16 protein-coding genes are annotated in these 14944 nt (G+C 36.3%); 8 read left to right on the top strand and 8 right to left on the bottom strand.

The genetic code is table 11. The annotated features are described in order from the left end of the window. The gene (locus RCJ95_RS04360) at positions 1-1143 is read right to left on the bottom strand and encodes a DUF445 domain-containing protein (RefSeq protein WP_221681131.1); all 1143 of its coding nucleotides are present in this window, start codon (positions 1141-1143) and stop codon (positions 1-3) included. Positions 1144-1351: 208 nt separating this feature from the next. On the opposite strand from RCJ95_RS04360, the gene RCJ95_RS04355 reads away from it, so the two are divergent. The 4 genes from RCJ95_RS04355 (at position 1352) to RCJ95_RS04340 (ending at position 4987) form a co-directional block, all read left to right on the top strand. Then, complete coding sequence (locus RCJ95_RS04355) at positions 1352-1555, top strand: YheE family protein (protein ID WP_004230813.1); 204 nt, start codon at positions 1352-1354, stop codon at positions 1553-1555. 171 nt (positions 1556-1726) lie between these two features. Continuing rightward, entirely contained in the window at positions 1727-2143 is a 417-nt protein-coding gene (locus RCJ95_RS04350) for a hypothetical protein (protein WP_221681127.1), read from the top strand. A 429-nt stretch (positions 2144-2572) separates the two neighbouring features. Then, complete coding sequence (locus RCJ95_RS04345; RefSeq protein WP_221681392.1) at positions 2573-3892, top strand: hemolysin family protein; 1320 nt, start codon at positions 2573-2575, stop codon at positions 3890-3892. Positions 3893-4084: 192 nt separating this feature from the next. Then, positions 4085-4987 carry a cation diffusion facilitator family transporter gene (locus RCJ95_RS04340; protein ID WP_221681126.1) on the top strand — a complete coding sequence of 301 codons (903 nt, stop codon included), beginning with the start codon at positions 4085-4087 and terminating at the stop codon, positions 4985-4987. Between the two features lie 18 nt (positions 4988-5005). Here RCJ95_RS04340 and RCJ95_RS04335 read toward each other — a convergent pair whose 3' ends face one another. Together RCJ95_RS04335 and RCJ95_RS04330 are read right to left on the bottom strand one after the other, a co-directional pair. After that, a complete protein-coding gene (locus tag RCJ95_RS04335) occupies positions 5006-5743 on the bottom strand; it encodes an effector binding domain-containing protein (protein ID WP_221681124.1) in 738 nt (245 codons plus the stop codon). 65 nt (positions 5744-5808) lie between these two features. Further along, positions 5809-6735: a helix-turn-helix transcriptional regulator gene (locus RCJ95_RS04330; protein ID WP_221681119.1), complete on the bottom strand. Its 927-nt coding sequence runs from the start codon at positions 6733-6735 to the stop codon at positions 5809-5811. A gap of 549 nt (positions 6736-7284) precedes the next feature. Here RCJ95_RS04330 and RCJ95_RS04325 point away from each other — a divergent pair. After that, positions 7285-8406: a response regulator gene (locus RCJ95_RS04325; protein ID WP_221681117.1), complete on the top strand. Its 1122-nt coding sequence runs from the start codon at positions 7285-7287 to the stop codon at positions 8404-8406. 48 nt (positions 8407-8454) lie between these two features. Here RCJ95_RS04325 and RCJ95_RS04320 read toward each other — a convergent pair whose 3' ends face one another. Beyond that, positions 8455-9102 (bottom strand): response regulator, encoded by a 648-nt coding sequence (locus RCJ95_RS04320; protein ID WP_004230823.1) that lies wholly within the window; start codon positions 9100-9102, stop codon positions 8455-8457. 12 nt (positions 9103-9114) lie between these two features. Continuing rightward, a complete protein-coding gene (locus RCJ95_RS04315; protein ID WP_004230825.1) occupies positions 9115-10230 on the bottom strand; it encodes a GAF domain-containing sensor histidine kinase in 1116 nt (371 codons plus the stop codon). 189 nt (positions 10231-10419) lie between these two features. Between RCJ95_RS04315 and RCJ95_RS04310 the strand changes: the two genes are divergently transcribed. Together RCJ95_RS04310 and RCJ95_RS04305 are read left to right on the top strand one after the other, a co-directional pair. Further along, positions 10420-10845: a disulfide formation protein C gene (locus RCJ95_RS04310; RefSeq protein WP_221681116.1), complete on the top strand. Its 426-nt coding sequence runs from the start codon at positions 10420-10422 to the stop codon at positions 10843-10845. A gap of 54 nt (positions 10846-10899) precedes the next feature. Continuing rightward, a complete protein-coding gene (locus RCJ95_RS04305; protein ID WP_221681114.1) occupies positions 10900-11739 on the top strand; it encodes an RluA family pseudouridine synthase in 840 nt (279 codons plus the stop codon). Between the two features lie 41 nt (positions 11740-11780). Here RCJ95_RS04305 and RCJ95_RS04300 read toward each other — a convergent pair whose 3' ends face one another. Together RCJ95_RS04300 and RCJ95_RS04295 are read right to left on the bottom strand one after the other, a co-directional pair. Further along, positions 11781-12611, bottom strand: coding sequence for an aldo/keto reductase (locus tag RCJ95_RS04300; RefSeq protein WP_274770204.1), 831 nt, complete (start codon positions 12609-12611; stop codon positions 11781-11783). Positions 12612-12690: 79 nt separating this feature from the next. Next, entirely contained in the window at positions 12691-12861 is a 171-nt protein-coding gene (locus RCJ95_RS04295; protein WP_004230831.1) for a hypothetical protein, read from the bottom strand. 391 nt (positions 12862-13252) lie between these two features. On the opposite strand from RCJ95_RS04295, the gene RCJ95_RS04290 reads away from it, so the two are divergent. Next, the gene (locus RCJ95_RS04290; RefSeq protein WP_446721941.1) at positions 13253-14098 is read left to right on the top strand and encodes a VOC family protein; all 846 of its coding nucleotides are present in this window, start codon (positions 13253-13255) and stop codon (positions 14096-14098) included. 38 nt (positions 14099-14136) lie between these two features. Here RCJ95_RS04290 and trmL read toward each other — a convergent pair whose 3' ends face one another. Continuing rightward, positions 14137-14610, bottom strand: coding sequence for a tRNA (uridine(34)/cytosine(34)/5-carboxymethylaminomethyluridine(34)-2'-O)-methyltransferase TrmL (trmL, locus tag RCJ95_RS04285; protein WP_446721940.1), 474 nt, complete (start codon positions 14608-14610; stop codon positions 14137-14139). Positions 14611-14944: the final 334 nt, after the last annotated feature.

Here is a 14944-nt window from a genome sequence, read left to right as displayed (position 1 = left end):
TTAAATAAAGTAAACAATCAAGCCTTGCACAATCCCAATCAATCCACCAAGCACTGCACCTAATACAGTAATCATTTTAAACTCACGTTTTGAAATACCTAATACAAGCTCCTCTAACTTCTCTACTGGGAATGAGTCAACCTGCTCTCGCACAACCTCTTGTAAGTTTAAACGTTTTAGTACATCCTCAAGTTTTTCCTCTGCCTTCACAAAAGCCTTTTCTATAACTTGTGGAATCACGGTATACTTCGCCCAGTCATTTCCTTCTGGCCAATAATAAGAAATCGGTTGATTTAAACGTTCAGAGATTGCTAATTGTTCTTTCACGTACACTTGTAATTTCGATAAAATGGGGTCAAATTGAACATCTTGCAAAAAGTCCATAGCTGGTCGATCTTTGAGTTTTTCCCATTCCTGTGAAAATATTTTTGTTAGTAATGTTGTTGTTCCTGGTGCTTGTAAAAACTTCACAAGTTCACGTTGAACTTTCCCAACTAATGAAGAGGAATCACCTAAGAACATATTGATCATGCCGCCTAGAGACCCTTTTGATGATAAAAAGTCATCAATCATTGCCTTAATCGTCATTTCACCTTCTGGTGATAAAAAATAATCCTCGCCTTTTTCTAAAATATGCTGAACTGCTACTGGAATTTTAGCATCAATTGTATTTTGGATATCGTCTGATAGCAGCGTACGAATTGATTTTGTTGATAGTGTATTCTTTACCGACGAAAATTGTCCCTCAACAATTGCTTCAACCTTCTGTTCAATGGTAGTAGGTAAATGCGAAAACCCAGCTAAGTTTAGCCAATCCTGAATTGTTTTGTCGTTTGTAAAGATTGTTTCTTCAACTTTTGTTTGCACAAAGTGTTCTACTTTGTCTTGAATATCCTTAGAGAAAAACTTTTTTCTAAATGTTTCAGGCGTTAGTAAATAATTTACTACAGTAAGGCCCAGCTGTTTCGCTAATTCATCACGGCGTTTGGGTATAAGGCCTGGTGTAAACGGTACACGCCAATTTTTAATATATATCGCTTTATATGGACGAAAAAGCATTTTAATGGCTAAGTGATTTGTAACGCCCCCAATTGCAGCCCCAATGATAGCCATAAAAAGTAATGCCACTATAAAATTATCCATTAGTATCCTCTCATTTCAATTGTATTCAAGATTGGCGTATTTTGTCGCCTTCTGCATTCATTATAGCAGAGCAATGATTTTCAACGAAAGAAATACCCCTTTAGAATTTCAATTTCATCCTACTTACTTCTATGAAAAGTGAATAGTTGCAAAAATACCGTTATACTTGAATAATATGACTACATACTATGAGAAGTGAGGTTTGATGATGATTCAACATTTCAGTTTTAAACCACTATTTGAAAACACGCAACTACCTGGGTGGGCTATTTCATTTTTTTATCAACGAGAACGATACCAAGCGGAGTATTTAAAGGACGGTACGATTGAGTGGATAGGAGCCATTCCATCAGACGAGGAGGTTGTTAAAAAAATGATACATGAGCTTATGCTGTTTCATGTATATGATTAAGTTGGATAGTCAATTTTTCGTTGTGATCCCGTATAAAAATACCTATATTTACTATTAATAACACATCATTTAAGCTAATTATGTTGAATCCTGTTGAAATTTGTATATTTTTCTTATACATTTATGATATCAGCTTAATAGTAAATGTTTTTTATGCAGGGGGCCATTTCAATGAGTAAAGTCACACTTTCGGATGACTTAAATAGCTATAATTCAAAAGCATTAATTCGTGTAAAAGTAAAAGAATTTTTTTCAGAATTTTCCGCCAAAATATTCGAATTAGCGGATGAGGCGGGTGCTGTTAATAGTAAGAAGTTCGAGGAACTTTCTGGCTATAAAAGCGACTTTTACAATGAGTATTGCAGTCAACTAAAGGGCTTTTTTGATTCTTCTACTAGCTCTTTCGGCAAGAAATCGATTAAAACGTTCTATTTAACGTATAATAATAAGAACTATGTTTTAACACAACAAGGCATAACGGAAAAAGCACCTGTATCTATCGCACCGTTTACAGGTGAAATACCTTTAAAGGAAACGGTTCATGATGTTGAAAAAGCGTGTTTAAAATTACGCTTCCAGCAAGAATAAATAGGGCAAACAATTTAGAAAGGGGGAGTCTCAAATGATGATTGAGACTCCCCCTTTACTATAAAAAATAATTCATTTAAAAAAATCCGCAAGCTAAAGCACTCTTGAGATTTTTGACGTGTCGTATTATATGAGATGCAAAATGCTTCTTTCCCTAAACAAACTATCTTTGATCTTTCTAAAGTTAGCATATAGCCATGGTAATTACAATCTTTTGGTATTTGAATCTAGTTACATTTTTTCAAAAGATCCATGAAAAACAAGTGAAAAAGTTGTTGTCAATATTTGTGTTTTTCTTTTAAATAATTTATGATTGAAACATCCAACAATTTTTTAAATCATAGGAGGTGTACACTTTGTTTACTTCCCTCATTCGGGCGGGAACAAAGGAATTATTTGGACGGAGACATATTGGAGATAACCATTAGGTTGGCGGCATTCGCCCTACTAATTATAATGACTGGATTTTTCGTTGCAACTGAATTTGCAATCGTAAAAGTGAGATCTACCCGCATTGATCAATTGCTCGCGGAAGGGCATAAAAAAGCGAAAAATGCAAAACGTGTTGTTTCAGATTTAGATGAGTACTTATCTGCATGCCAGCTAGGTATTACCATCACTGCACTTGGTTTAGGTTGGTTAGGTGAACCTACATTTGAAATCATTTTGCACCCAGTGTTTGAATTTCTAAATTTGAATGGTAGTATTACATCTATCCTTTCATTCATACTTGCATTCTCAATCGTTACGTTTATGCATGTTGTTATTGGGGAATTGGCGCCAAAAACATTAGCCATCCAAAAAGCAGAATTTGTCACATTAAACTTTTCTGGCCCATTAATTATCTTCCACAATATTACGTATCCCATCATTAAGCTATTAAATGGCTCTGCCCGTGGTTTAACAGGTCTTTTTGGCTTAAAGATGATGTCAGAATCAGAAGTGGCTCATACAGAGGAAGAGCTGCGTATGATTTTATCGGATAGTTTAAAAGGTGGAGAAATTAATAACTCAGAATATGAATATGTTAACAGTATTTTCGAGTTCTCTGATCGTCTTGCAAAAGAAATTATGGTTCCTCGAACTGAAATTGTCGGCATAGAAAAAGAGCTAACAATTAAAGAAGTGTTTGATTTAATGGGTGTTGAGCAATATACTCGTTATCCAATTCTGGATGGAGATAAAGATCATATTATTGGCTTAGTTAACATGAAGCATTTATTAACCGCTTACATTAAAGATCCTAAAAATGGTGATAAGCCTGTCATTGATTATATGCAGCCTATTATTCGAGTGATGGAAACAACGCAAATTAACGATCTATTACTAAAAATTCAACGTGAACGTATTCATATGGCCATTTTAATGGATGAATATGGCGGAACATCTGGTTTAGTGACGATTGAAGATATTATTGAGGAAATTGTCGGCGATATTCAAGATGAATTTGATGAAGACGAAATCCCGGAAGTACAAGAAATTGCAGAAAATCATTTTATTTTAGATGCTAAGATGCTTCTTGAAAATGTAAATGATATGCTTGGTACTGACATAGAAGATGATGATATTGATACTATCGGTGGTTGGTTCATGACGAAGCGTTTTGATGCGGTCGAAGGTGACAGTATTCAAGAGCAAGGTTTTGAATTTATCGCAAAAGAATTAGATGGTCACCATATTTTATACTTAGAAGTTCTGAAATTACCTAACAGTGATTTATCAAATGAATATGACGCGGTCATTGACTAAAATTGATTTGAATTGCCATACTTGTCGTGGTACTATTAGAAGCACGCTTGTATAATCCAGGCTATAAATATGGTCTTTTCTTCACACCTTATATAGGTGGGAGCAACGACCGTAATAAATAGATGAAAACGACTCCCTTTTTAAAAGGGGGTCGTTTTCTAATGTCCGAAAGTTTTGCGAGGAGGAAACAAAATGGAGCTCTATACAAATTTACGTCAAGGGGAAAAAGGTGCATGGCTATCCATTGGTACATATCTAATCCTAAGCTCTGCTAAGCTTACAATAGGCTACATTGGTACATCTGAGGCCTTAAAAGCAGATGGTTTAAATAACACAACTGATATCATTGCTTCCATCGCAGTACTGGTTGGTTTACGCATTGCCCAAAGACCACCTGATTCCAACCATCAATACGGGCATTTACGAGCTGAGACTGTTGCCTCTTTAGTCGCATCGTTCATTATGCTTGTTGTCGGTCTCCAAGTATTAGTTAGTTCCTTAAAAAGCTTATGGGAGCCCACTGGTACGACACCCTCACTGTTAACTGCCTATGTAGCAATGGGTAGTGCAGTTGTCATGTATGTGGTTTACCGCTATAATTTGGCACTATCTAAAAAAATTAAAAGCGCCGCTGTTAAAGCAGCTGCCTTTGACAATCGTTCTGATGCACTTGTCAGCATCGGGACAGCCATTGGTATTTTTGGAGCCATTTTCGGCTTTCCAATCATTGATTCACTGACAGCTCTCATTGTTGCCTTTTTAATTATTAAAACAGCAGTAGAAATTTTTTGGGAAGCTGTTCAAAGTCTTACAGATGCATTTGATATTGATGAAGTTGAAACGTTATCGGTCTTAATCCGTAACGTGGACGGGGTAATGGAACTTTTAGACTTTAAAGGACGTGCCCATGGCAATATGTACTTCATCGACGTAACTGTCACAGTAGATCCTTATTTAAATGTCTTTGAAAGTCATCGCATAACCGAAGAAATCGAACATACCATTATGCGTGAAAATCGCTTTTGTCAAGTTCTTGTGCATATTGAGCCACATATCATTCCTCCACAAAACAAAGATAAGTCTCCTACCAATTGATTGGGTAGGAGACTTTTTTTATTTAATAGCTATATAAATATCCACTTGTGAATCATGTGGATTAGCGCATCGTTCATCATACAGTTCAAAGTCGCCTGTATATGTTCGTTCAACTTTAGAATTTGCAAACCATGCCCAAATCTCTTGCCAAGTTTGAATGACAACTTCAGGCATCACGCCTTTATCAGATGTAAAAACTAGATACTTAGCTGCTGGAATCATTTTTACTACTAAATCGGTTTGAATGTCATCATTATTTACTTCTACTCCGAGTGTAAGAGTATAATTACCATTCACATCCGTCTCATAGTCTGAATACAAACCATAGACATGACCATTTTTTTGCTCGGCTATTTGGTCCGTAATATTTTGCTGATAAAAGTGATCCCATAATTGCGGAATTTTAGCTTGCTCTGTTATTTCATTGGCATTACTTGTTTGAGTTGAAATACCTACGATTTTAAATGCGTTTAATTCAACTATTTTTGGTTCCCGCCACTCACTTTTTCTCCATCGCTTTAAATTTGGCAAAAAGGAAGTCAGCATATTACGTGCCTCATTTTCTGGCATACCATCTTGCATAAGATGCGGTACACAAATTTCAATCATTTCGTCTACTGTTAACTGGGGTTGTTTAAACTCGCCTCCCTCGTAACAATATGTACAATAATCCTGACTTTTTTCCCCTTCTTTTTCAGTACCCAATAATGCCTCTTCTACTAAAGGCATACCACAGCTTTGACAATATCTTTGCATCGTCATTCCACCTTTCGCTTTATTTGTACTTACTATAGCAAAGGAAACCTGACAACTGTCTGTCATCAATTATCTAGATTTTTATATAATTGAACAATTTCTAAAGCTCGTTTTTGAATGATATCTCTTATATAAAGTGGTGCCATAATTTTAATGCGGTGCCCAAAGCTTAACAAGAATCCATAAAGCCATTCATCTTCGGGTATAGATATATGAATCATAGATTGTTCATGGTCTATATGTTCTGCACCAAAGGATTCCTCCACCAATGTTGTAATGTCTTTATCAAAAGAAATGACCAAATCGACTACGTTTTGCGGTCGATGCCATTCTTTACCCCAAGGGAGTTCACTTAAATTCACTTCCTTACGCTCGAAGGTAGAATCAGCTTGAAACAAATGTTTCATTCTCGCAAGCTTAAATAAACGAAAGTCCTTTCTTAATGTACAATAGCCATACAAATACCACATCTTCCCTTTTTGAACAATTGTATGTGGTTCGACTATTCGGCTTGTCTGCTCACCATAAGTAGTAGAATAATGAAAGCTTATACAACGATTATTCTCTATAGCTGTCTTAAGCATCGTAATATGCTCTTTAAAGAGAGCATTTGGTCCCCATGGACTAAGATCAACAAATAGATGGTCCATTGATTGTTTTACATGATCATCAGCAATACTCGTTATTTTCTCGAGCACTGCTTCAGCGTGGGAATCTTCATAGGTAGTCAAAGCACTTTTAATCGCAATAGAAAGCGACGTGAGCTCATCCTTCGTCAAAACTTGCTTATCAACGCGATAACCATCGATTAAACTAATGCCACCGTTTACGCCTTGCTGACTAATAACAGGTACACCAGCACAGCTCAATGTTTCAATATCTCGATAAATGGTACGAATCGAAACATTAAATAACTCTGCTAATTCCTGTGCCTTAACCTTTTTACGGTTGATTAATATCATAGTCATGGTTAGAAGTCTCTCTAATTTCATGGTAAAATCTCCTTTCTTGCCATCCCATTATTCCTATATATACTGCTATTTTAATTAATAACCTATCTTTTTAAGTATTTTTTAAGTACTTTTTGAGTATTTTTTAAGACAAATGTACTATAATAACGCCTAATTATTGTTACAACAATTATACTATTTTAACAATAAAAGAAAAAAGAAGGCTTATGCCCATATACAACTTTCATTAACAATACTATGTTGTTTCATTTTTGTATAAGAATAGTTTGATTTTAACGCCTAAGCAATTATTTCAATTCTCTTAACACAACATAAAAAACTTTTATCTTCTATATAATGAACGGCGAAATTTTCTTTGAATGGATTTGACGCGATATGACAAACACATCGGGATTCATTGACTCTCACCCGTGAAAGAACTACAACATAAATTGCTTTTTTCTGGCATCAAATTTTTAATATTGAGTGATTTTCACTTTTCTTGCCCTTCACTATATATAGGAAGCCTTTTCACCCAAAATGAACTAGAGTTTAATGTTTTTAATTTAATTGTATAAAGGAGAGTTTGATGTGATTCGAGCCGTTTTAATAGACAATGAACCGTTAGCTTTACATTATTTTCAAAATAAACTACATGCCTTTCAACAAATTCAGGTGATTCAAACCTTTACAAGCGTAGAAGTATTTCTGAATGAACTACCAACTATGGAATTTGAGGCTATCTTTTTAGAAGTAAAACTTCAAGAATTATCAGGACTTGAAGTTGCTGATATTATCAAAACGGAACGTCCACAAGTCAGTGTAATTTTCATTACCTCCTATCATGAATTTGCATTACAAGCCTATGAAATTGGCAGTCTCGACTATGTATTAAAGCCTATCAGTCATGCACGTTTAGAAAAAACTGTAGCCCGTATTGAGCATGAATTTTCAATTCAGCAAATGCTTCAACAAGCTACACAAACTGTATTAAATGTACAATGCTTCGATCAATTTGCCGTCTATAGTAACAATAGTTTAGTGGCATTTAAAACAGAAAAGACAAAAGAATTGTTTGCTTATTTTATTTTGCATCCAAATATACCGATTCATCGAGATTATTTAATTGAAATTCTATGGCCAGATTTAGATTATGTACGGGCCAAATCAAATCTTCATACAGCTCTATCTTATTTAAGGAAAACGCTAAATACAATTGGCTACGAAAACTGTATTGTCTTTTCAAATAAATACTATATCTTTGAAAAGCCAAATATCGTATGTGATTTATACGATTTTCAAAAACTTCATGAAGATTTTTCAAGACTTGAATTTCCCTCTATTTCTTTGATCAATCAATGTCTTTCTATTTATAAGAATGGCTTATTTGTTTTTGATGATTATGAATGGTCAACTGCCTATAAAGATAAATTAATGAAATCATACATAGAGCTATTAGAAAAAGGGTTTCAAACAACGGTCTTTTCAGATACTGAAAGAGCTATGGAATTTTTACATGCATTAATAGAGTATGATCCCTATAATGAACAAAAACTTGAGCACTATTTATATACGTTAATACAGGCAGGGCTTCATGAACAGGCACTCAAAATTTTTCAAACATATACACAAAAACTAGAGGAAGATTTAGCACTAACGCCAAGTTCTACATTATTAGAGATATCTAAAAAATTATTTGTTCAACATAAATAATGTAAAAAACGGCGAGTGCTTCTATGTGAGTAGAAGCTCGCCGTTTATTTACATCCCACTACCTTCAGTTAGCCCGTGCTTAACAGCATACAGCGCTGCCTGTGTACGGTCTTGTACTTGAAGTTTTGTAAAAATATTCGAAATATGGGTTTTCACTGTTTTTTCTGTGACAAAGAGTGAGGATGCAATTTCCCGATTACTCTTTCCTTTTGTAAGCTCTGCTAGCACATCCTGCTCACGAGGTGTCAGCGGATTTAATAAATGGGGTGCATTCTGAGACTCCTGACGATCCATTTCAAGCGTTGTCGTTGCTTCAGGATGTAGAGTGTTTTCACCACGCATAATACGACGAATGGATAAAACCAATTCATCTGGCTCAATATCTTTTAACTGATAGCCTGCCGCTCCTGCCTCCATTGCTGGAACCACATGATCCCGATCAGAAAAGCTAGTAAGCATTAAAATTTCTATTTGTGGAAACTTCGCTTTGATGCGTTTAGTCGCCTGAATGCCATCCATTTCAGGCATGACTAAATCCATTAAGATAATATCTGGTTGAATGCTTTCTGCCAATGCAACAGCTTCGTGCCCGTTTTTTGCCTCTCCAACAACCTCAATATCCTTTTGTGTCTTTAAAAAAAACAGTAGTCCTCTACGTACCACGTGATGATCGTCTGCAATTAATACACGTATCATGTCCTCTCCCCCTTAATATGGCAAGCGGATTAGCAGCTCCGTACCTTTGCCAATTTCACTTACCCAGTCGGCAGTTCCACCCACTGATTTTGCACGATCCTTGATAGATTGTAAGCCCATCGAAAGCAACTTTGTATTATTGTCAATGACAAAGCCTCGCCCCTCATCACGAATAACCAACAAAATATCTGTTGATGTAACAGTAATATACAATGCTGCCTCTAATACACCTGCATGGCGACGTACATTATTTAACGCCTCTTGGGCTACGCGAAATAATGTTTCTTCAATACGTGAGGGAAATTGCAATACGCCTGAAACTGTAACATGTAGTTTTAAGCCAAGCATTTCAGCGTATACTTTCATGGCCTCAAGTAAACCATTTTCTAATCCTTTAGGTCGCAATTGCCAAATTAACGCACGCATCTCTGTAAGTGCGTCTTGTGTTAAATGCTGAATTTCTTTAAATGTTTCTTTCACTTCGTAATCATCCGTCATTTCAATGCCAGCCCTAGCTGTTAACGTAACCGAGAAGAGTAGTTGATTGACTGAATCGTGTAAATCACGGGCTAGGCGATTACGTTCCTTCACAAGTGCCATTTCCTGCTCCTGCTTTGTCAGTAAAATTCGCTTAATAGCTGAACCCATCTGAAAGGCAACTGATTCTAATAAAGCAAGCTCCTCCTCTGAAAAGCGCACTGTATCCTTAGATGCGACATTTAATACGCCAAAACGTTCTTGTCCAGATTGAAGGGGTACTGTCGCATGATGCGTGATGCCTTCATGATCCCCAACATTTGCGGCTATGGCACTTTCAATACGCTGACACTCGATAATATTAGAGGCTTTTTTTAGCTCTTCATTACGATAACGCGATACACACCAACAACCGCCCTTTTTTAAATAATGGCAATTGTTATATTCCAATGCCTCTGGTAGATTTTCATGGACAACAAGTTCTGAACGCCCCTTTGCATCAATAAAAAAAATCCAACCTGTTTCAAAATTGGTGCCATTTAAAAACTTGATGAGCGCACCTTTTAGCATTGTGACAATTTCAGTTTCTTCATTTAATAGTTCAGCAATTTCTTTTAAAATACTGATATTGGAATGCTCATTCTCCCTCACGAAAACACACCTCTTCTTTAGCATTACTATTGTTAATGATACCATTAAGCTATTGAAAGCGTCTGCTTCCACCGTTCATACTTTAGACTGAAATTCATCATATACCTTATTTTGTGTAAGTTGATTTACATATAAAACTAGAACCACTATAATCGAACAAGGACATGGTTTATGAAGGGAAGATTGAATATGTCTAAAAAAGAAGAAAATGGCTTATTATTTATTTGGATTGTTTCTGCTATAGCAACGTTAGGTTCATTATATTTTTCTGAGATTCGTCATTATGAACCTTGTAAATTATGTTGGATTCAACGTATTTTTATGTACCCAATTGTTATTATGACGACAGTAGCATTTATACAAAAAAATGCGCGTATTGCTGTCACAACAGCTGTATTTTCTGTGATTGGCGGCTGTATTTCACTTTATCATTACGGAATTCAAAAGCTTAGCTTTTTAGCTGAAAATGCTCCCTCCTGTGGCGCAGTTTCTTGTACAGGACAATATATTAATTGGTTAGGCTTTATTACTATTCCGTTTTTAGCATTAACTGCATTTATTTTAATCGCAGGGGCAAGCTTTTATTTAATAAAAGCTTCTAAAGCTGCAAAATAATCGGAAGACCGTGTTCTACCTTTGGAATACGGTTTTTTCTACGGAGGAAGATCTATGTTTCATTATGAAATTGCTGAAGATAACTTAAGTGTGGAAGAATTGCTACGTAATCAGTGGCGACTTGGTAAAAAACTCGTTCATGAATTGCGTATGGCCAAAGCCATCACATTGGCAAATGATGAGCTGATTCAATGGAATACACCTTTACAAACTGGAACAATAATCAAATTTACGTTTCCTGTTCCAACTTCTAGCTACAAACCAACACCTGTATGTGCTATTGATGTAGTCTATGAGGATGACCATTGTTTAATCGTATCGAAGCCAAAAGGTATGGCAACACATCCTAATGATGCTCGTGATACACATACATGTATGAACCATGTTATGGCACATATCAAAGAACAAGGTGGAATTTATGCTGAACATGTTCATCGTCTTGATAAAGGGACACAGGGCCTATTACTAGTAGCAAAGCACCCTTTAGCAAAGTCCATTTTCGATCGAATGATTGAAGAAAAAACCATTATTCGTACGTATGCAGCAGAGGTGCAAGGTAATTTACGAACGTCTTCGGGAACGATTGCTGAACCAATTGGCAAAGACCGACACCATGCCACAAGACGTGTTGTGTCCAAAACTGGACAGCATGCTGTAACACACTATGAAGTGGTGGCACGTTACAAAAATTCCTGTGTCGTTCATCTCATACTTGAGACTGGGCGAACACATCAGATTCGTGTGCATTTAGCCTATATCGGCCATCCAATTATTGGAGATACAATGTATGGTGCACGAGAAACAGCAAATGATGACTACGAACTGCATGCCATTCAATTAGAATTTGACCATCCTTTTTTAAATCAACGTATTATTGTCAAGGACGAGCAATAAGAAAAATCCCGCCTCTATTGGAGTGCGGGATTTACTCTTTTTTAAAAATCAAATTTAAAATGATCAGGATCTTGTCCAAATCGTTGGTTACGATTTAATGTTGCCATTTTCTCCATTTGATCTTGGGTTAATTCAAAATCAAAAATCTGTGCGTTTTCCTCAATTCGGCTCAGTGTTACGGATTTGGGAATAACGAGTGTATCATTTTGTAAATGCCAACGCAGTACCACCTGAGCAGGGGTTTTATCGATTTCTTTCCCAATCTCAATAATGGTAGGATCAGCAAGTACACCACCACGTCCTAGTGGAGACCATGCAGTAACAGCAATTTGATGCTCACTACAAAATGCGCTTAATGGCTTCTGTTGTAAATATGGGTGTACCTCCACTTGATTAACCATTGGTGCAGTATTTGCCTTAGCCAATATTCTTTCTAAATGATGCTCATGATGATTCGATACACCTGTTGCGCGAATTAATTTTTCATCGTAAAGGCGCTCAATAGCTCGATATGTTTCTTCAAATGTTTCAGGGACAGCCCAATGTGTTAAATATAAATCTAGGTAATCCATATTTAAATTCTTTAGCGAAACCTCAAAAGCACGTAATGTTGCATCATATCCTTGGTCATTATTCCATACTTTTGTTGTAACAAAAATATCTTCACGACGAATGCCTGAATGACGAATAGCTTCTCCTACCTCTACCTCATTCCCATATAAGGATGCTGTGTCAATAGCTCGATAACCGTATTGAAGTGCTTTATCAATAGCCTGTAATGTTTCCTCACGTTCTGTCATTTTGTAAACACCTAAGCCAAAACGAGGCATTTCTACACCATTTGATAATGTTTTCGTTGATTGTAAATTCAAAAAGCACAACCCCTTTCTTATCCTAGTTCCATTATACAAAAAATTGGATTTAAGAAAAATAAAGCGGCTGGTTTATAAACTACTTTTTCTTCTGTTCAACATCTTCCAATTGAATTGGATCAGCGATTCGCTCATCCTCCGCAAGCTCTAGACCATCACGTAAATGCTCCATCTGCTTGCCCAAATCTTTTAATTCTTTCATATCTCTCACCATTGTCCCGTTTTCAATATTTGGCACCTTTTTTTCCATACTGATCACCTCACTTTTAGTTTTCCCGATATCAAGCTGTTTGAACCATTTCTGACATATTTTATTCTGCTATGTCGTTTCATTTTTAAAGTAGATAGGCTATACTAAAAAGAGATTTCTTTATAACATGAGGAGGGTTACTTCCATGAAATTATTATTAATCATTGGTGTAACAGTTGCTTTCTTAACAGCTATTTTCACTGCTGGATACGAAGGCGACTACAAAGCTGACAAATAATAGTTCAAGAAAATCACTAAGCTTTTAGAAAAGCTTAGTGATTTTCTTTTTTTGTGGAACAATAGAAATACTTGACTTTCCTTTATTTTTAAAATAAACTAACTTACATAAAGTAACTTAATGAAGAAAGATAACTATTTGGAGGTATTCTATATGCATTTTCATGAAAAACCTAACACATATGTAACGAATGTTGAAATAAAAGTGAGTGATTTACACCGCTCTTTAACCTTTTATCAAGAAATTATTGGCTTTAAAGTGTTACAACAAGATTCACATAAAGCTACGTTAACTGCCGATGGTGAAACAGCTCTATTAACTATAGTTCAGCCTAAAACCTTGGAAGATAAGCTTAGCATGACGACAGGACTTTATCACTTCGCCCTATTATTACCCAGTCGACGTGACTTAGCTAATGTCATTTCTCATTTTCGCGAAAAAAGTGTTTATCTTGGGGCTTCTGATCATGCTGTAAGTGAAGCACTCTATTTAAATGATCCTGATCATAATGGAATCGAGATTTATTCAGATCGTCCTGAAAGTGAATGGGCATGGCATAACAATCAGGTGCATATGGTGACAGAACCACTCAATATTCGTTCTATTTTAGAAGAGGGCGATGGAAACTGGCTTGGTCTGCCTGCTGGCACAGTAATGGGTCATATTCATTTATCGGTCTCCAACTTGGCTGAAGCTGAGCAATTTTATACAAAGGGATTAGGTTATGATATTGTCACACGCTATGGGTCCCAAGCATTATTTATTTCTACAGGCCGTTACCATCATCATATCGGTTTAAATACTTGGCACTCAGAGAATGCACCAAAGCTTGGAGAAAATCAAGTTGGCTTAAAAACGTTCTCATTACGTTTAGATAACGAAGAACAAGCGGCAACTATGATAGATAATCTTCGTGGTATAGGTGCACCTGTTACAGAAATCGTCGGAGGGTTCCAAACAGAGGATCCTGCGGGAAATGTTATATTATTAAAGTTATAGAATGAAAAAAGCAGTTCTCACAAGCGGAGAACTGCTTTTTAATGTAAACTTGGATATCCTTGTTGACGTAATGCCTCATAGATAACAATCGCAGCCGTATTGGACAAATTAAGTGATCGCACATGATCACTTTGTGGAATACGTAAGCACATATCTCGGCGTTCATAAGCAAAGTCCTTCGGCAAACCTGTAGTTTCTTTTCCGAACATAAAATAAATATCTCGGTCTTGATTACTAAAATCATTTTTCGTAAACGGCTCATCACTGTATGTTTCGATTAAATAAACATCTCCGTTTTTAGAGTACTCTATAAAATCCTCAAGTGAATCATGATAGACAATATTTACACTATGCCAATAATCTAAGCCCGCTCGTTTCAGCATTTTATCATCCGTAGAAAAACCTAGCGGACGAATTAAATGGAGCGATGTATTAGTACCCGCACAGGTACGTGCAATATTCCCCGTATTGGCTGGTATTTCTGGTTGATATAAAACGATATGCAATGGCATAACGACACACTTCCTTATTAAATATTTCTTTAAGTTAGCTCTTTTTAGAGTTTAACGAAGTCTGACTTTTTTGGATCGGTTGTTCTCCCGGTTTGAGCGAGTTTCTCTTATTTTGGAGCGAAACTTCTCCCGGGGTGAGCAGGCTTCTTTTTTTAGAAGCGGCTCTTCTCTCATGTTGAGCGGATCCCTCTTCTTTTAGAGCGGCTTGGTACTTCTGTCAATAAAACGGACACTAAAATAAGAGAGGTTTTTGGCTACCGCCCTTCGGTTGCTCTGCTCTTTCATGGAGAATGGTTTCTAGCGTAACCATTCCCCATGAAAGACCTTGTGAGAA

Source organism: Lysinibacillus sp. BSL11 (genome assembly GCF_052928325.1).
Note: the sequence above shows the minus strand (reverse complement) of the source record. Positions and strands in the feature narration are given on the sequence as shown.